Genomic DNA, 18107 nt, shown 5'->3' on the forward strand with positions numbered 1-18107 from the left:
GGGCCATCACGTTTAGTCTTTGTGCTGGCTAATACAACGCTTTCGCTGCGATGCGGCGACCCGACAAGCCAGCTCCTACAAGGACAGCGGTGCTATTTGAAGCCGTTCTGGCGCCAGGCTTCGTAAACGGCGACTGCGACAGTGTTGGACAGGTTCAGGCTGCGGCAGCCTTCCCGCATCGGCAGGCGCAGGCGTTGTTCGCCTGGCAGGGCGTCGAGCACCTCGGCGGGCAAGCCACGGCTTTCCGGGCCGAACAGGAATGCGTCGCCCGGTTCGAAACTGGCGTCATGAAACGGTCGCGAGCCCTTGGTGGTAAAGGCAAACACCCTTGGATGACCGAGGCTTTCCAGGCAGCTGGCCAGGTCTGCGTGGCGTTGCAGGGTGGCATACTCGTGGTAATCGAGGCCGGCCCGGCGCAGGCGCTTGTCGTCCATCTCGAAGCCCAGCGGTTCGATCAAATGCAGGTGGCAGCCACTGTTGGCGCACAGCCTGATAACGTTGCCGGTGTTCGGCGGAATTTCTGGTTGGAAAAGGATGACGTGAAACATGCACGGCTCCGAAGGTAAAGATGAGCGGCATTCTACGCCGCAAGCCGACCCTCGTTCGAAACTATTCCCGCGTGTGATGGCTTCACTGGCAATTGTCGGGGTCATGGTGGGGCTGATGATCGGTCGCCTGACCACTCCCGACCCCAGTCAATTGCAGCAGGTCGAGGTGACTGGCGACGGGCTGGTGGTGTGGTTCAACAACGAACCCAAGACCCACGGCGAGATCGTCGATGGTAGCGTTGCGCTGCTGTTCGAGGCTGATGGCACGACGCAGAAAGGCCAGCTCAAGCTCCATGACAAGGACGTGAACTGGCGCGTGCGTAAAAGTGATGGGGGATTGTTGCTGACGCTGGTGGCGGCCCGACCCCTGCAGGGTGAGTGGGGCGGTAGCGAGGTCGATGACCGCTGGCGACTGGAGATCCATCTCCGGGAGCAATAAAAGAGGGGAATCCCCGGCCTGCCTGTACCAAGGTCCCCAAAACGGGAGGGTTCGCGCATGGCGTCTGAACCCGGTGTAAAGAAGGAATCCCCGGCCTGCCTGTACCAAGGACCCCAAAACTGGGGGCTCGTCGCTTGTGCGGTGTGAGCCCGGTGTAAAGAGGGGAATCCCCGGCCTGCCTGTACCAAGGTCCCCGAAACTGGGTAGTGATCTGAATCACTGATGAGACTATTGCAGGGGGCGTGCCAGGTTTTAACAAGTTGAAACAGAAAGTCGTCTGCAGACGCCGAAAGCCCCGGAATCCGGGGCTTTCGTGTTTTTTCGATAGGGGTTCGATTGCGAGCGCAGGCGGTATTTGCGATCAGTCGCGGTGCGCGATTGCGGGTCACGGTGCATTGGTGCGGTGCACTCGGGTGTTTGAAAGGCAAAAAAAATCGCAGCCTTCGGCAGCTCTTGTAGGAGCTGCCGCAGGCTGCGATCTTTTCGCTGACGCCTAGGTTCTTAAGCCAACCTTAGCCCTCATCCCCCTCATCATCATCCCCACCATCAACCTTCATCCCCAGCTCCTTGATCTTGCGAGTCAGGGTATTACGCCCCCAACCCAGCAACACGGCGGCATCGCGGCGGCGACCGGCGGTGTGCTTGAGGGCGGTTTCGATCATGATCCGCTCGAAAGTCGGCACCGCACTGTCCAGCAGGCTGGACTGACCGCGAGCCAGGGCCTGGTCGGCCCATTGGCGCAGCGCCTGTTCCCAGTTGGTCACCGGCGCCGAATCCTGCGGAAGGCTCAGCAGCTCCGGTGGCAGGTCGCCGATATGCACCTCGCGACCCGAAGCCATCACGGTGATCCAGCGACAGGTGTTCTCCAGCTGGCGCACGTTGCCCGGCCACGGCAGGTTCTTCAGGTATTCCTCGGTTTCGCTTTTCAGCAGCTTCGGCTCGACGGCCAGCTCCTGGGCGGCGCGGCTGAGGAAATGCTTGGCCAGGGTCGGGATGTCTTCGCGACGATCCGACAGGCGCGGGATATGGATGCGGATCACGTTGAGGCGATGGAACAAGTCCTCACGAAATTTCCCGGCATGCACCAGGGTTTCCAGGTTCTGGTGCGTGGCGGCAATGATCCGTACATCGACTTTAACCGGCACGTGACCACCGACGCGGTAGAACTCGCCATCGGCCAGGACCCGCAGCAAGCGAGTCTGGGTGTCGGCCGGCATGTCGCCGATTTCATCGAGGAACAGCGTGCCGCCATCGGCCTGCTCGAAACGCCCGCGACGCAGGTTGGCGGCGCCGGTGAACGCGCCTTTTTCATGACCGAACAGCTCGGATTCCATCAAGTCCTTGGGAATTGCCGCCATGTTCAGTGCGATGAACGGCGAAGCGGCCCGCGGGCTGTGGCGGTGCAGGGCGTGGGCCACCAGCTCTTTACCGGTACCGGATTCGCCGTTGATCAGCACAGTGATGTTGGAGTGGCTCAAGCGCCCGATGGCGCGAAACACTTCCTGCATCGCCGGCGCTTCGCCGATGATTTCCGGGGTTCGGGTCAGTGCAACCGGGACTTCCAGGCCTTGCTGTTCCTGGGCGTGCTGGTTGGCACGCTTGACCAAGGACACCGCCTCGTCGACATCGAATGGCTTGGGCAGGTACTCGAATGCACCACCCTGATAGGACGCGACAGCGCTGTCCAGATCGGAGTGCGCGGTCATGATGATCACTGGCAGCCGTGGGTGTTGCTCGCGAATCCGCGCCAGGAGGTCCAGGCCGCTGGCACCGGGCATGCGGATGTCGGAGATGATCACGTCCGGCTGCTGGCGCGCCAGGCGGCTCATCACGCCATCGGCGCTGTCGAAGCTTTGCGTGGTCATGCCTTCCTGCTGCAAGGCTTTTTCGAGGACCCAACGGATAGAACGGTCGTCATCGACGATCCACACGGTTTCACTACGGCTCATGTCGATGTGGCTCCTTGTTCCAGTGGCAGAAAGATCGAGAAGGTGGTGTGGCCGGGGTGGCTGTCACATTCGATCAGGCCCTGGTGCTGGCTGATGATGTTCTGGGTAATGGCCAGGCCCAGCCCGGTACCGTCCGGACGGCCGCTGACCATGGGGAAGAAGATGGTTTCCTGAAGATCCGCAGGAATGCCCGGACCGTTGTCGATGATTTCGATCTTGGTCACCAGGCGATGGCGCACGTGGCCAATGGTGAACTGGCGCATGGCGCGGGTGCGCAGGGTGATGCGGCCCAGGCGCAGCTCGTTCTGGCTGCTGATGGCCTGCATCGCATTGCGCACGATATTCAGCACGGCCTGGATCATCTGTTCACGGTCGATCAGGACGTCTGGAATGCTCGGGTCGTAGTCGCGCACCAGAGTGATGCAGCCCTGGCTCTCGGCCTCGACCAGATGGCAGACGCGCTCCAGCACTTCATGAATGTTGCACATGGCCAGCGATGGCAGTTTGTTCGAGCCGAGCATGCGGTCGACCAGGTTGCGCAGGCGGTCGGCCTCTTCAATGATGACATTGGTGTAGTCGCGCAGGCTTTCTTCCGGCAGCTCGCGGGCCAGTAGCTGCGCCGCGCCGCGAATACCGCCCAGGGGATTCTTGATTTCATGGGCCAGGCCACGCACCAGCATCTTGCTGGTTTCCTGCTTCGACAGCTGCGCCTCTTCCTTGGTGATGCGCAGCAAGCGGTCGCGGGGATGGACTTCGAGCAGGAGCAGGGTGTCGCCATTGCTCAGGATCGGCGTTACCGCGTAATCGACCGTCAGGGTCTGGCCGGTGAGGGCGGTGAGCATGGCTTCGCGCTTGGTGAACGGATGCGCCTGTTGCACCGCCTGGCGCAACGAATTGAGCGCCTCGGTAGATTCGGTGAACAGCTCGCTGATGAACTGCCCATGGCTGCGCTGGCCGCTGATGGCCAGGAGCATTTCCGCCGCGGGGTTCATGTACTCAAGGCGCAATTCGGCGTTGAGCAGGATGGTGGCGGTGGTCAGGTTGTCGAGAAGCAAGCGATGCAGTGCGTCACTGATGGTCATTCAGGACCTCTTTTGGAGCAGGGCGCGCGCATGAATAAAGCGCTGATGCGAGGAAAATGCAAAAACCAAACCAAGGCTCCGAAAAGAAGCGCTTAACCCCTGAAACAGGCGTTTGACGCTCGATTGCGTGGCGTTCTGCCAGCCTTCGCGGGTAGTTTCGAACCAAAATGGGCTGCAATGTGCGCGGGGTGCAACCATTCGCACCAATATAGTGCGCAAAGCTGAACGAGGTGAGGAGTCCTTCAGCGTTTGTGCACCCGCTGCAATGTGAAGGTGACGGTAGGGCTTTGCTGGACGATGGTTTCGCCACTGACGACTTGTACGGCGAGGCTGTGCAAGCCGCGGTCGATGTTCACCAGTTGCAGGATCGGCACGTTGCTGGGCTGGCCATAAGGCTGGTCATCCAGCAACAGGCGCAGTAGATGCGGGCCTTGCAAGCGAGGTTCGATCAGCACGTTGACAGTGAAGGTGCCGTTGTTGGCGCGCAGGGCTTCGGTGGTGGGCAGGCCGGTGAGTTCCAGTACGTTGTAGGCGATGCTCTGCGGAACTTGCGCAGGGGTGGGTGTGGGAGGTGCTTGCGTGGGCTGGGGTTGAGCTCGGTTGAGCTGTGGCAGTTCGACCGGCTGCGCGGTGACGCCATCAGGTGGTTGATTGCTATACGCCGTGTTGCCTTGGGCATCGGTGTACTTGTAGATCTGCGCCGTAGCGGGCAGGGCGATCAGCAGCAGAATGAAGAGTAAACCACGACCCATGAAATCGACCGGAAACGAAAGCGATGGGGTGCAGCATAGGCCAGGAGAGGTGGCTGGCCCAAGCCGTTAACATGCGGGCATAAAAAAGGCCTCCCGAAGGAGGCCTCTCTTGTCACGCCGCTTGCGCAGGCGCTACCGGATCAGCAGCTGTAGTACAGCTCGTATTCCAGTGGGTGTACGAAGGTACGTACCTTGATTTCTTCTTCGCTTTTCAGGGCGATGTAAGCGTCGATGAAGTCGTCGCTGAAAACGCCGCCTTTGGTCAGGAACGCACGACCTTTGTCCAGCTCTTCCAGGGCTTCTTTCAGGCTGCCGCAAACTTGTGGGATCTCTTTCGCCTCTTCAGGCGGCAGGTCGTACAGGTTTTTGTCAGCTGCATCGCCAGGGTGGATCTTGTTCTGGATGCCGTCCAGGCCAGCCATCAGCAGTGCGGCGAAGCACAGGTACGGGTTGGCAGCCGGATCCGGGAAGCGAGCTTCGATACGGCGGGCTTTCGGGCTCGACACGTAAGGAATACGGATCGAAGCGGAACGGTTGCGAGCCGAGTAGGCCAGCATTACCGGCGCTTCGAAGCCTGGAACCAGACGCTTGTAGGAGTTGGTAGCCGGGTTGGTGAAGCCGTTCAGGGCCTTACCGTGCTTGATGATGCCGCCGATGAAGTACAGGGCGGTATCGGACAGGCCGGCATAACCTTCGCCAGCGAAGGTGTTCTTGCCTTCTTTCCAGATGGACATGTGCACGTGCATGCCCGAGCCGTTGTCGCCGTACAGCGGCTTAGGCATGAAGGTAGCGGTGCGGCCGTAGGCGTCGGCAACGTTGTGCACGACGTACTTCAGGGTTTGGGTTTCGTCGGCTTTCTTCACCAGGGTGTTGAACTTGACGCCGATTTCGTTCTGGCCGGCAGTTGCCACTTCGTGGTGGTGAACTTCGACGGTCAGGCCCATTTCTTCCAGCGCGTTGCACATGGAAGTACGGATTTCGTGGTCGTGGTCGAACGGTGGCACCGGGAAATAGCCGCCTTTGACGCCTGGACGGTGGCCCTTGTTGCCGCCTTCGATGTCCTGGTCGGACATCCAGGAACCCTGTTCGGAGTAGATCTTGAACATGGAGCCGGAAATGTCGGACTTGAACTTCACTTGGTCGAAGATGAAGAACTCTGGCTCTGGGCCGGCGAATACGGTGTCACCGATACCGGTGGCTTTCAGGTGCTCTTCGGCGCGCTTGGCGATCGCACGTGGGTCGCGGTCGTAGCCTTGCATGCTCGAAGGCTCGATGATGTCGCAGACCAGGATCAGGGTCGGCTCTTCGGTGAACGGGTCCAGGACAGCGGTGGAATCGTCCGGCATCAGGATCATGTCGGAGGCTTCGATGCCTTTCCAGCCAGCGATGGACGAACCGTCGAACATCTTGCCGACTTCGAAGAAGTCATCATCCAGCGCATCGCGAGCCGGCATGGTCACGTGGTGCTGAGTGCCTTTGGTGTCCGTGAAGCGCAGATCAATCCACTTGACGTCATGATCTTTAATGAGTTGAACCGACTTCGACATAGTGTCCTCCGGGTGGCTTAGGGCTGGTAGTGGATGCCCTTAATAGTTGGTGATGCCGGCGCGAATACTCTGCCAAGGCAACCTGCCTCACAAGGGAGCAAATTGCATGCCAGTGCCCCACCATGGGTTTTTTGCCCCAATTTCACGCTTATAGAGGTGCAAAGCGTATAAATGCGGAAAATAGCGCCCCTTAATGTAGCGCCTGATTCACAAAATGACCTGTTTTGGTGCGTGCAAAACCTTCTGCACATAAACTGGTTAAACCTTGAGCAATTTCCGCTATAATCCGCGCCCCCCTTTTTCGGCAGGCCTTGCGCGCGCTGTTTCCATGAAATTAATCGTAAAAGTCTTTCCCGAGATCACCATCAAGAGCCGCCCGGTACGGATGCGTTTCATCCGTCAATTGGCCAAGAACATCCGTGCCGTGCTCCGTGACCTGGACCCGGCTGTGGTGGTGAACGGTGTGTGGGACAACCTCGAGCTGGAAACCCGTGTCAGCGAGCCCAAGGCCCTGAAGGAGATGGGCGAGCGCCTGAGCTGCATGCCGGGCATCGCGCACTTCCTGCAGATCGACGAGTACCCGCTGGGTGACTTCGATGACATCGTCGAAAAGTGCAAGCAGCACTACGGCGACGCACTGGCCGGCAAGATCTTTTCGGTACGTTGCAAGCGCGCCGGCAAGCACCCGTTCAGCTCGATCGATATCGAGAAATATGTCGGCAGCCAGTTGCGCCGCCAGTGCGGTGCCGCCGGAATCGACCTGAAAAAGCCTGAAATCGAAGTCCGCATCGAAGTTCGCGACCAACGGTTGTTCGTGATCCACAGCCAGCACAACGGCATCGGCGGTTATCCGCTGGGTGCGCTGGAGCAAACGCTGGTCCTGATGTCCGGTGGCTTCGATTCCACCGTCGCGGCCTACCAGATCATGCGACGCGGCCTGATGGCGCATTTCTGCTTCTTCAACCTGGGCGGACGTGCCCACGAATTGGGCGTAATGGAAGTCGCGCATTTCATCTGGAAGAAGTACGGCAGCTCGCAACGCGTGTTATTTGTCAGTGTGCCGTTCGAGGAAGTGCTGGGAGAAATTCTCGGAAAAGTCGATAACAGTCATATGGGCGTAGTATTGAAGCGTATGATGTTGCGCGCTTCCTCACAAATTGCCGACCGACTGCATATCGAGGCACTGGTCACCGGTGAGGCGATCTCCCAGGTATCGAGCCAGACGCTGCCGAACCTGTCCGTGATCGACTGCGTGACCGACAAGCTGGTCTTGCGTCCGCTGATCGCCAGTCACAAGCAGGACATCATCGACCTGGCCAACGAAATCGGCACCGCCGACTTCGCCAGGCACATGCCGGAGTACTGCGGGGTCATCTCGGTGAACCCCAAGACCGCTGCCAAGCGCCATCGCGTGGAGCACGAAGAGAAAGAGTTCGACATGGCAGTCCTCGAGCGTGCGCTCGAGAACGCCAAGCTGGTACCGATCGATCGCGTGATCGACGAATTGGGCCAGGATCTGCAAATTGAAGAAGTCAGCGAAGCGCTGGCCGGTCAGATCGTCATCGACATCCGTCACCCGGATGCCGCTGAAGACGACCCGCTGGACCTCGCTGGCATCGAGGTACAAACGATGCCGTTTTATGCACTGAACGCTCGTTTCAAGGAACTGGACCCTACTCGCCAGTACCTGCTTTATTGCGACAAAGGCGTGATGAGTCGCCTGCATGCCCACCATTTGCTCAGTGAGGGGCATGCCAATGTGCGCGTTTATCGACCGAGCTAAGTGCCCGGGGCTGTTTGCCTGTGGCTTGCGTCACCGGCCCCCCGACGCCGCCGTCAAGCTGTAACGGCAAGGCCTGACTCTACTGTAAATCGCTGCCAAGACTTGTCAGCACACCGAATCCTCTGATCGAGATACACAAGTGATCGAAAATCTACGCAACATCGCCATCATTGCTCACGTTGACCATGGTAAAACCACCCTGGTAGACAAACTCCTGCGTCAATCCGGCACCCTGGAGCGCAACGAGCTCAACGACGAGCGCGTGATGGACTCCAACGACCAGGAAAAAGAGCGCGGTATTACCATTCTGGCGAAAAACACCGCCATCAACTGGAACGGCTACCACATCAACATCGTGGACACCCCGGGCCACGCCGACTTCGGCGGCGAAGTTGAACGCGTAATGTCGATGGTCGACTCCGTTCTGCTGCTGGTTGACGCTCAAGACGGCCCTATGCCGCAAACCCGTTTCGTGACCAAGAAGGCTTTCGAAGCCGGCCTGCGTCCGATCGTGTGCATCAACAAGGTTGACCGTCCAGGCGCGCGTCCGGACTGGGTTCTGGACCAGATCTTCGACCTGTTCGACAACCTGGGTGCCACCGAAGAACAGCTGGACTTCAAAGTCGTCTACGCCTCGGCCCTGAACGGTATTGCCGGTCTGGACCACAACGAAATGGCTGAAGACATGACCCCGCTGTACCAGTCGATCGTCGACAACGTACCGGCGCCGGCTGTTGACCGTGACGGTCCGTTCCAGATGCAGATCTCCGCACTGGACTACAACAGCTTCCTGGGTGTTATCGGCGTTGGCCGTATCGCTCGTGGTCGCGTCAAGCCGAACACCCCGGTTGTCGCTATCGGCGCCGACGGCAAGAAGCGTAACGGTCGTATCCTGAAGCTGATGGGTCACCACGGTCTGCACCGTGTAGACGTTGAAGAAGCTGCAGCAGGCGACATCGTGTGCATCAGCGGTATGGAATCGCTGTTCATCTCCGACACCCTGTGCACCCCGGACAACGTCGAAGCGATGAAGCCGCTGACCGTCGACGAGCCAACCGTTTCCATGACCTTCCAGGTAAACGACTCGCCATTCTGCGGTAAAGAAGGCAAGTTCGTGACTTCCCGTAACATCAAGGAACGTCTGGACAAAGAGCTGCTGTACAACGTTGCACTGCGCGTTGAAGAAGGCGACTCGGCTGACAAGTTCAAGGTTTCCGGCCGTGGCGAACTGCACCTTTCGGTACTGATCGAAACCATGCGTCGCGAAGGCTTCGAAATGGCTGTAGGCCGTCCGGAAGTGATCATCCGTCTGGTTGACGGCGTGAAGCACGAACCGTACGAAAACGTCACCATCGACCTGCCGGAAGAATCCCAGGGCAAGGTGATGGAAGAGATGGGCCTGCGTAAGGGCGACCTGACCAACATGGTGCCGGATGGCAAGGGCCGTGTACGTCTGGAATACAACATCCCTGCTCGTGGTCTGATCGGTTTCCGTAACCAGTTCCTGACCCTGACCAACGGTGCTGGCATCCTGACCTCGATCTTCGACCGTTACGACGTGATGAAGTCCGGCGACATGTCCGGTCGTCAGAACGGCGTTCTGGTTTCGGTTGAAACCGGCAAGGCACTGACCTACTCCCTGGAAACCCTGCAGGCGCGTGGCAAGCTGTTCGTAGAACACGGTCAGGAAATCTACAACGGTCAGATCGTTGGCCTGAACAGCCGTGACAACGACCTGGGCGTTAACCCTACCAAGGGCAAGAAGCTCGACAACATGCGTGCTTCGGGTAAAGACGAAACCATCGCCCTGGTTCCACCTGTTCGCTTCACCCTGGAACAGGCTCTGGAATTCATCCAGGACGATGAGTTGTGTGAAGTGACGCCTAAGTCCATCCGTCTTCGCAAGAAGATCCTGGACGAAAGCGAGCGTACCCGCGCTGCCAAGAAAGCCAAGGCGTAAGATTTAGCCCCGGCTGAACAAAAACGCCCCCGGTCGAGAGACCGGGGGCGTTTTTGTTTGTCTGCAATTTAGGGGTTGTTTGTGCTGGCCCCTTCGCTGGCAAGCCAGCTCCTACAGGGTTTTGTGTCGTACGCTTTGTAGGAGCTGGCTTGCCAGCGAAGGCGGCCGAACAGCCGCCGCAGAAATCAGGAAATATCAGAACCGCTCAATCGACCGCGAATTGGTTTCACGCACCACTTCTTTCGGCTTGTAAGCGCAATACCCCGGCCGCGGGCCGATTTTCGGGTGGTTACGGCAGGTATCCGGGCGCTTATCATAAATAGTGCACAGACGGCTCTTACGATCCAGGTACAGGCAATCGTTGTTGCTCATGCGCTGGAGGGTGAAGATTCCTGACTTCTGATTAAAGCGCTCGACCAGACCTTCCTTTTGCAGGCGTTTGGCGATGTTCTTCGGCGGATCACCCAGCTCGAACTCATCGACCACGCCGATGCGGATCAGATCCTTGATCTTGACCTCGACGGGCAGGGTGCAACAGCTGGACATGCACGAGCCGCACATCGGGGCAGAGTACTTGGCCCAGGTATCGAGTCGGTCGATCTCCGCGGCGGCGATCAGGTTGGGCTTCATCATCGGTTGTTACCAGCGTGTGCATCAGGGCGCGCGATCATACCGGGACTGGTGGATTTTTGAACAACCTTTCGCCAGTTTTTTTTCGCGGGCACCCGGCAGCACCGCTAATCCGGCACGGCCCCTGCATTGATTCAGGTACACGACAATGTATTGCCGGCCTTACGCGCATTAACAGGAAAAACTGCCGAACCAGAGTCTATACCGTCTGTCAGACCGTCTAGTCTCAGACAATTCCAAGCTCGCTCGAGGTCCTATCGATGACTCAAGAACCACTTGTTCGCGAAGCAGAGGTGGCCGCATTCCGCGACGCCGTCTTGACCAAACTCACCTACGCGGTGGGCAAAGACCCGGATCACGCCTTCGACCATGACTGGTTCGAAGCCATCGCCCTGGCAGCGCGAGATCACATGGTCGAGCACTGGATGGACCATACCCGGCAGATCTACCGCAAAGGACAGAAGCGGGTTTATTACCTCTCCCTGGAATTCCTCATCGGCCGACTGCTCTACGACAGCCTGAGCAATCTCGGCCTGCTCGACGTGGCGCGCGAAGCCCTGACTGAACTTGGCGTCGACCTTGAACGCATCCGCTTGCTGGAGCCCGACGCGGCACTGGGTAACGGTGGCCTCGGACGACTGGCGGCGTGCTTCATGGAAAGCATGTCGACCCTGGGCATTGCCGGTCATGGTTACGGTATTCGTTACGAGCACGGCTTGTTCCGTCAGGCCGTCGTCGACGGCTGGCAACAGGAGCAGACCGAACACTGGCTGGATTTCGGCAACCCCTGGGAGTTCGAGCGACCGGAAGTGGTTTACCCGATCGGCTTTGGCGGCGGTGTCGAGACCGTGACCGATGAAAGCGGCAAGTCCAAGCAAGTCTGGCACCCGGCGGAAACCGTGCGGGCCATTGCCTACGACACGCCGGTGGTCGGCTGGCGCGGGGCAAGCGTGAACACGTTGCGGCTGTGGCGCGCACGGGCCATGGAAGATTTGCACCTGGAACGCTTCAATGCCGGTGACCACCTGGGGGCGGTGGCAGAAGTGGCCCGGGCCGAAAGCATCTCGCGGGTTCTCTACCCGGCGGACAGCACCGAGGCCGGCCAGGAACTGCGGCTGCGCCAGGAATACTTCTTCGTCGCCGCATCCCTGCAGGATTTGCTGCGTCGCCATCGCAACATGCACACCTCGGTACTGACCCTGGGCGATCATGCCGCGATCCAGCTCAACGACACCCACCCTTCGATCGCCGTGGCCGAGTTGATGCGCCAATTGGTCGACGTCTACGACGTGGCATGGGATGCGGCATGGCAGGTCACGGTCGATACACTTTCCTACACCAACCACACCTTGCTGCCCGAGGCGCTGGAAACCTGGCCGGTGGGTCTGATGGAGCGCATGCTGCCACGGCACATGCAGATCATTTACCTGATCAACGCCCAGCACATCGACTCGCTGCGGGCCAAGGGCATCCACGATTTCGACGTGCTGCGCGCGGTGAGTCTGATCGAGGAAGACAACGGCCGCCGCGTGCGCATGGGCAACCTGGCGTTCCTCGGCTCCCATAGCGTCAACGGCGTATCCGGCCTGCATACGCAACTGATGCGCAAGACGGTGTTCTCGGAGCTGCACAAGCTCTATCCGCAGCGGATCAACAACAAGACCAACGGCATCACGTTCCGCCGCTGGCTGTACCAGGCCAACCCGGAACTGACTTCGATGCTGGTCGATGCCCTCGGCCCGGACTTGCTGGACAAGCCCGAGGAGCGCTTGATCGACCTGCAGCCGTTCGCCGACAAGCCGGCGTTCCGCAAGGCGTTCGCCGAACAACGCCTGCACAGCAAAAAAGCCCTGGCCTACCTGATTCACGAACGATTGGGGGTGGCGGTCAACCCGGCGGCGATGTTCGACGTGCAGGTCAAGCGGATCCACGAATACAAACGCCAACTGCTCAACCTGATGCACACCGTGGCGTTGTACCAGGCGATTCGCGCCGAACCTGAAATCGACTGGGTACCCCGGGTGAAGATCTTCGCCGGTAAAGCGGCAGCCAGCTATCACCAGGCCAAGCTGATCATCAAGCTGACCAACGACATCGCCCGGGTGGTGAACAACGACCCGACCGTTCGCGGGTTGCTCAAGGTCGTGTTCCTGCCCAACTACAACGTCAGCCTGGCGGAGAGCATCATTCCGGCGGCGGATCTGTCCGAGCAGATCTCCACTGCGGGTTTTGAGGCCTCGGGCACCAGCAACATGAAATTCGGCCTCAACGGTGCGTTGACCATCGGCACGCTGGACGGTGCCAACGTGGAGATGTCCGAGCGCATCGGCGTCGAGAACATGTTCATCTTTGGTCTCAGCGCCCAGCAGGTTGAAGCGCGCAAGCAGAACCACGAGTTCAGCGCGGTGCCGGACATTGCCGCGTCCCATCGACTCAACGATGTACTGCAAGCCATTCGCGGCGGGGTGTTCTCGCCGGATGATCCGTCCCGTTACACCGGGCTGATCGATTCGCTGGTGGACTACGACCGCTTCCTGGTCTGCGCCGATTTCGATTCCTACTGGAATGCGCAAATGCGCGTCGAGGCCCATTGGCACGATGCCCAGCAATGGTGGCGATCGGCGGTGTTGAATACATCGCGGATGGGTTGGTTTTCGTCCGACCGGACGATTCGCGAGTACGCCACGGAAATCTGGAAGGCGTTGGAGTAACGCTTCCAGCGGTTCGATATACTGGCGGCCGCAAAAGATCGCAGCCGCAGGCGCGCCTGCAGGTAGGCGCTGCCTGCGGCTGCGATCTTTTTTGGAGCTGGCTGCGCTAATCTTCCTGGATTGCGCTTAGGGATATCGACCATGCAATGGATGTTCATGCTTGTGGGCCTGGTGCTCGGCTGGATACTCGACGAGTCGTTCAGCGATGCGTTGCTGGGCGCGTTGCTCGGGCTGGGTATCGGGCAGGCTGTTCGCATCGGCCGGCTGGGGTCGCAGGCCAACGAGCAGCGCCGCTTGCTTGAACAGGCGCAGCTTGCGCTGCGGGCGGTCGAGCAACGCCTGGCCGTGCTGGAAGATGCCGGTGTCAAGGTGCCTGAAGCCAGCGCAGCCGTTCCAGTTCCTGACATCATTGCCGCTCAAGCCCCCGTCGAAACCCCGGAACTGATCTGGGAACTGCCGCCCGAACTTGAACCGGTCGCCGCAGCGCAGCCCTTCGATGCCTGGAAATCAGCACCCGCCAACCGCGAACCTCAAACCCGCGACACGCCTTCCGGACCTGGCTTCATCGAGCGCGCCATCAACGCTGCACATGCGTGGCTGTTGGGCGGCAATACCGTGCTGCGGGTCGGTGTGCTGCTGTTGTTCCTCGGCCTGGCCTTCCTGCTGCGTTACGCCACCGAGGGCTTGGTAGTGCCGATCGAGTTGCGTTACGCCGGTGTCGCGGCTGCTGCATTGGGCTTGCTCGGCCTCGGCTGGTGGCTGCGAATCCGTAACAGCGCTTACGCCTTGATGTTGCAAGGCGCCGGTATCGCCGTGCTGTACCTGACGGTGTTTGCCGCCATGCGTCTGCATCCGTTGCTCGATCCCTCGGCGGCGTTTGGCCTGTTGGTCGCGGTGACGGTGTTTTCGGCGATTCTCGCCATTACCCAGGATGCACTGGGCCTGGCTGCCGCTGCGGCGCTGGGTGGATTCGCCGCGCCCTTGCTGGTGTCCACGGGGGCCGGCAGCCACGTCGCACTGTTCAGCTACTTCGCCTTGCTCAACGCCGGCATCCTCGTCATCGCCTGGTTCAAGGCCTGGCGCTTGCTGAATGTCATTGGCTTTACCGGCACCTTCAGTATCGGGGTCGCCTGGGGCTTGCGCTCTTATACGCCAGAGTTGCTGTGGAGCACCGAACCGTTCCTGATTCTGTTCTTCGTGATGTACCTGGCCATCGGCTTGCTGTTCACCCGGCGTAAATTGCTGCAATTGAGCGATGCGCCCGAGATCGACGGCCGGGAAGCGCTGTTGCGCTGGTCATCGCGCAAGGGTGATTACGTCGACGGCACGCTGCTGTTCGGTCCACCGTTGGTTGGCTTCGGGCTGCAGTTCGCCCTGGTTCAGCACCTGGAGTTCGCCGCTGCGTTCAGCGCCTTGGCCTTGGGCATGATCTATATGGGCCTGGCCCGACTGCTGATGCGTGGCCGTGCGTTGCTGCTGGGGGAAACTTGCCTGGCCCTGGGTGTGATCTTCACCAGCCTGGCGATTCCGTTGGGGCTCGATGCGCGCTGGACGACCGCCGCGTGGGCGGTGGAGGGCGCCGGGATCTACTGGCTCGGCCTGCGTCAGCAACGACCAGTGGCCCGGACCTTTGCCTTGCTGCTGCAACTGGGTGCGGCGCTGTCATTTCTCAGCGAGTTGGGTAGCGGACAAAGCAGCCTGATCAGCGGCGTGCCTTTGGGTGCGTTGTTGCTGGGCGGCGCGCTGCTATTCAGTTTCTACCAGTTGCGCAAAGCCTTGCCTGAGCAAACGCAGGCGTGGGAGCGCAAGGGCTTGCCGGTGCTCGCCTGTCTCGGCCTGACGTTCCTGTATCTGCTGGCGCCGCTGTTCTTCTTCAGCCATGGCACGGCGATCAGTTGGGCATTGGCGGGGCTCGCGACGTTGTGGGTCGGCCTGCGCCAGCCATCGCGCACGTTCCTGTTTACCGCGTTTGCCGTGCAGCTGCTGGCGGGTGGGTTATTCCTGGTGGCCGGCCCACCCCTCGGTGATGAGCGGGGGCTGTTGGCCCATGGCGGATTCTGGGCGCCGTTGGTGTTGGGACTGTCTGCGTTGATCGGTGCCTGGCGATTGCAGGTCGGCAACGCCACCATGGCGTTCGATGGATTGAGCCTGCAGCGGTTGTCCCAAGTATGGCTGGCGTGGGGCGCGGGTTGGTGGGCACTGGCGTGGCTCAGTGAAGTGCTGCGCTTTGCACCCTTGCCGCTGCAAGCGACGTTGCTGCTGGCTGTCGCGGCCGCGAGCGTTGCGTTGTGGACGGTGTTGGCACTGCGCCTGAAATGGCCGTCGCTGGGGCTGCTCTGCACCTTGCTGATGCCCGCTGCCGCGCTGGTGTTGCTGGCGGCCTGGCACTCGCGGTATCACCCGGCGGCCGATTTCGGTTGGCTGGTGTGGCCGACGGTGTTCGTGGTGCATTTCATTTCTCTGCGGCGTCTGGCGCCGATGCTGCCGGCGCTCGCGCTGGGTGCCGCGCATGTGATCGGTTGCTGGCTGCTGATCGGCGTGTTGGCCCTGGAGTTGCGTTACGGCCTGTTGCTGTTGTCCGAGCAGTACAACGCCTGGCGCTGGTTGGGTTGGGCGATTCTGCCAGGTCTGTATCTGCTGCTGATGGCGTCCCCGCGTGCCTGGCCCTGGCCGGTATCGGCTTATCCGCGCGAGTACCGCGTGTATGCCGCCGCGCCGTTGGCGTTGTTGATGCTCGGCTGGTTCTGGCTGGCTAATAGCGTCAGCGACGGCACCGCCGAGCCGCTGCCTTACGTGCCGCTGATCAATCCGCTGGAGTTGGGTTTGTTGTTCACGCTGTTCGGCGTGTATGTGTGGTCGCGCAGCGCCGTGACGCCACTGGCGATTCGCAAGGACTACACCGCATACGCCACGCAAGTGGTCGCGGGCGTCTCGCTGTTCGCCTTTTTCACCGCACTGGTGATGCGCGCGGCACACCATTGGGGCGGTGTGCCGTTCGAACTGGAGGCGTTGCTCGAATCCATGCTGGTCCAGGCCGGCCTGTCCATCGTCTGGACCCTGATGGCGCTGGGCTTGATGATCGGCGGCCATTTGCGTCATCGCCGTGAAGTCTGGTTGATCGGCGCAGCACTGATCGGCGTGGTGGTGGCGAAACTGTTTTTTGTGGAATTGAGCAACCGTGGCGGGCTGGCGCGGATCGTGTCGTTTATCGGCGTTGGCGTGTTGCTGCTGGTGGTGGGCTATTTCGCCCCGTTGCCACCCAGGCGCGTCGAGACCGTTGCGGACGCCGAGAAACCGGCGCCGCAAACCCAAGGAGTGTCGTCTTGAGTCGCAAGCTGAGCCTGGTCTGGTTAGGCCTCGTTGCAATGGGCGCGGCGCTGGGTGCCTCTGCCCAGGAAACACCGGCGGACTTCGCCACACAAGTGCCGCTGTCCGTGAGTGGCGAAGGTCCATGGTATCGCCTTGAGCTGCCCTTGGCCGTGCAACTGAGCGCACGTCAGGCCGACCTCAGTGATGTGCGCGTGTTCAACGCCGCTGGCGAACCGCAAGCCTATGCCCTGTCGCGGGCAATCGCGCCAGCTGAGGACAAGCGCACGCTGACCGACGTCAAATGGTTCCCGCTGTACGACTCGGCGGACGCTACCGGGAATGCGCCGAGCGTGCGCGTGCAATCGAGCGCCAATGGCACCTTGGTCCAGGTGCAGCCGTCCATTGCGCTGGAGGTAGGTGAAGAAGCGTTACGTGGCTGGCTGCTGGACACCAGCGCCATCAAGGCGCCATTGCAGCAACTGATTCTCGACTGGACCAGTGAGCATGATGGCTTCCAGCGGTTCAGCATCGAGGCCAGCGACGATTTGCAGCATTGGCGGTCCTGGGGCGAGGGGCAACTGGCGCGGCTGACGTTTGCCGATGAACGGGTCGAACAGCATGAGGTGGGCCTGCCGGGGCAATCGGCACGCTACCTGCGCTTGCTGTGGGAAACGCCGCAATCGGCGCCGATACTCACCTCGGCGCAACTGCAAAGCGCGCGCAGCTTGCCGCTGCCGTTGGTCTGGTCACACGCGTTGGCCGGCAGCAGCGTGAAGGCGGGTGAATACACCTGGCAATTGCCGAGAGTACTGAACGTCGAGCGTTTGCAGGTCGAGTTGAGTCAGCCCAATAGCCTGGCACCGGTCATCCTGTCCGGGCGTCGCGACAGTAGCTTGCCTTGGCAACCCTTGAGCAGCGGCTTGCTTTATCGCCTGATCCAGAGTGGCGAGGAGGTGATGCAAAACGAATTACATTTGCCGGGGCAGGCCGTGCAGCAGTTGAAACTGACCGTGGACGAGCGCGGCGGTGGCCTGGGCGCACAGGCGCCAACGGTGAAGTTCGCCGTGCGCGCAACGCAATTGGTGTTTCTGGCGCGCGGGCCCGGGCCCTTTACGCTGGTGCTGGGCAATGCGACGGCCAAGGCGGCGAGTCTGCCGTTATCGACGTTGATCCCCGATTACAGCCCGGCAAAGCTGGCGAAGTTGGGCCAGGCGTCGGTTGATGGCGGGGCGCTGCTTACCCCGGTATCGACCGTGCCGGTATCGGTGGGCACCGACTGGAAGAAATTCGGCCTGTGGGCGGTGCTGCTGCTCAGTGTTTTGTTTCTGGCGGCGATGGCCTTCAGCCTGTTGCGCAAGCCGCCAGCCAATCCCTGAGAATGCTCTCGAACGATGGAT

At 60.5% G+C, this 18107-nt stretch carries 12 protein-coding genes; 6 read left to right on the forward strand and 6 right to left on the reverse strand.

Translation table 11 applies throughout. The features are described 5' to 3' along the window. Window positions 1-92: 92 nt before the first annotated feature. Complete coding sequence (locus ACYP2Q_RS12690; RefSeq protein WP_459730770.1) at window positions 93-548, reverse strand: tRNA (cytidine(34)-2'-O)-methyltransferase; 456 nt, start codon at window positions 546-548, stop codon at window positions 93-95. Here ACYP2Q_RS12690 and ACYP2Q_RS12695 point away from each other — a divergent pair. Then, window positions 547-987, forward strand: coding sequence for a hypothetical protein (locus ACYP2Q_RS12695; RefSeq protein WP_459730771.1), 441 nt, complete (start codon window positions 547-549; stop codon window positions 985-987). The genes ACYP2Q_RS12690 and ACYP2Q_RS12695 overlap by 2 nt on opposite strands. 512 nt (window positions 988-1499) lie before the next feature. Here ACYP2Q_RS12695 and ntrC read toward each other — a convergent pair. From ntrC to glnA, 4 genes are all read right to left on the reverse strand, one after another. Next, window positions 1500-2936, reverse strand: a complete 1437-nt coding sequence (ntrC, locus tag ACYP2Q_RS12700; RefSeq protein ID WP_274075158.1) for a nitrogen regulation protein NR(I) — start codon at window positions 2934-2936, stop codon at window positions 1500-1502. Next, window positions 2933-4018, reverse strand: a complete 1086-nt coding sequence (gene glnL, locus ACYP2Q_RS12705; RefSeq protein ID WP_274075159.1) for a nitrogen regulation protein NR(II) — start codon at window positions 4016-4018, stop codon at window positions 2933-2935. The genes ntrC and glnL overlap by 4 nt, the downstream gene beginning before the upstream one ends. Before the next feature lie 242 nt (window positions 4019-4260). Next, a complete protein-coding gene (locus tag ACYP2Q_RS12710) occupies window positions 4261-4770 on the reverse strand; it encodes a DUF4124 domain-containing protein (RefSeq protein ID WP_459730772.1) in 510 nt (169 codons plus the stop codon). Between the two features lie 140 nt (window positions 4771-4910). After that, window positions 4911-6317, reverse strand: coding sequence for a glutamate--ammonia ligase (gene glnA, locus ACYP2Q_RS12715; protein ID WP_046815271.1), 1407 nt, complete (start codon window positions 6315-6317; stop codon window positions 4911-4913). A 328-nt stretch (window positions 6318-6645) separates the two neighbouring features. Between glnA and thiI the strand changes: the two genes are divergently transcribed. Continuing rightward, complete coding sequence (gene thiI / locus ACYP2Q_RS12720; RefSeq protein ID WP_459730773.1) at window positions 6646-8100, forward strand: tRNA uracil 4-sulfurtransferase ThiI; 1455 nt, start codon at window positions 6646-6648, stop codon at window positions 8098-8100. Window positions 8101-8239: 139 nt separating this feature from the next. Next, window positions 8240-10060 carry a translational GTPase TypA gene (typA, locus tag ACYP2Q_RS12725; RefSeq protein WP_008058555.1) on the forward strand — a complete coding sequence of 607 codons (1821 nt, stop codon included), beginning with the start codon at window positions 8240-8242 and terminating at the stop codon, window positions 10058-10060. 195 nt (window positions 10061-10255) lie between these two features. On the opposite strand, the gene ACYP2Q_RS12730 is transcribed toward typA, so the two are convergent. After that, entirely contained in the window at window positions 10256-10693 is a 438-nt protein-coding gene (locus ACYP2Q_RS12730) for a YkgJ family cysteine cluster protein (RefSeq protein WP_274075164.1), read from the reverse strand. Window positions 10694-10950: 257 nt separating this feature from the next. Between ACYP2Q_RS12730 and ACYP2Q_RS12735 the strand changes: the two genes are divergently transcribed. From ACYP2Q_RS12735 to ACYP2Q_RS12745, 3 genes are all read left to right on the forward strand, one after another. Continuing rightward, window positions 10951-13401: a glycogen/starch/alpha-glucan phosphorylase gene (locus ACYP2Q_RS12735; RefSeq protein WP_459730774.1), complete on the forward strand. Its 2451-nt coding sequence runs from the start codon at window positions 10951-10953 to the stop codon at window positions 13399-13401. Between the two features lie 141 nt (window positions 13402-13542). Then, window positions 13543-16728: a DUF2339 domain-containing protein gene (locus ACYP2Q_RS12740; RefSeq protein ID WP_459730775.1), complete on the forward strand. Its 3186-nt coding sequence runs from the start codon at window positions 13543-13545 to the stop codon at window positions 16726-16728. Next, a complete protein-coding gene (locus ACYP2Q_RS12745) occupies window positions 16725-18086 on the forward strand; it encodes a DUF3999 domain-containing protein (RefSeq protein ID WP_459730776.1) in 1362 nt (453 codons plus the stop codon). Before ACYP2Q_RS12740 ends, ACYP2Q_RS12745 begins: the two co-directional genes overlap by 4 nt. The last annotated feature ends 21 nt before the right edge of the window (window positions 18087-18107 follow it).

It is taken from the genome of Pseudomonas sp. MHK4 (genome assembly GCF_054600775.1).

Bases quoted from the DNA above. Each gene is read 5' to 3' on its own strand.
- ACYP2Q_RS12695 (WP_459730771.1), top strand. From the start codon at position 547: ATGCACGGCTCCGAAGGTAAAGATGAGCGGCATTCTACGCCGCAAGCC.
- ACYP2Q_RS12690 (WP_459730770.1), bottom strand. From the start codon at position 548: ATGTTTCACGTCATCCTTTTCCAACCAGAAATTCCGCCGAACACCGGC.
- ntrC (WP_274075158.1), bottom strand. From the start codon at position 2,936: ATGAGCCGTAGTGAAACCGTGTGGATCGTCGATGACGACCGTTCTATC.
- glnL (WP_274075159.1), bottom strand. From the start codon at position 4,018: ATGACCATCAGTGACGCACTGCATCGCTTGCTTCTCGACAACCTGACC.
- ACYP2Q_RS12710 (WP_459730772.1), bottom strand. From the start codon at position 4,770: ATGGGTCGTGGTTTACTCTTCATTCTGCTGCTGATCGCCCTGCCCGCT.
- glnA (WP_046815271.1), bottom strand. From the start codon at position 6,317: ATGTCGAAGTCGGTTCAACTCATTAAAGATCATGACGTCAAGTGGATT.
- thiI (WP_459730773.1), top strand. From the start codon at position 6,646: ATGAAATTAATCGTAAAAGTCTTTCCCGAGATCACCATCAAGAGCCGC.
- ACYP2Q_RS12730 (WP_274075164.1), bottom strand. From the start codon at position 10,693: ATGATGAAGCCCAACCTGATCGCCGCCGCGGAGATCGACCGACTCGAT.
- ACYP2Q_RS12735 (WP_459730774.1), top strand. From the start codon at position 10,951: ATGACTCAAGAACCACTTGTTCGCGAAGCAGAGGTGGCCGCATTCCGC.
- ACYP2Q_RS12740 (WP_459730775.1), top strand. From the start codon at position 13,543: ATGCAATGGATGTTCATGCTTGTGGGCCTGGTGCTCGGCTGGATACTC.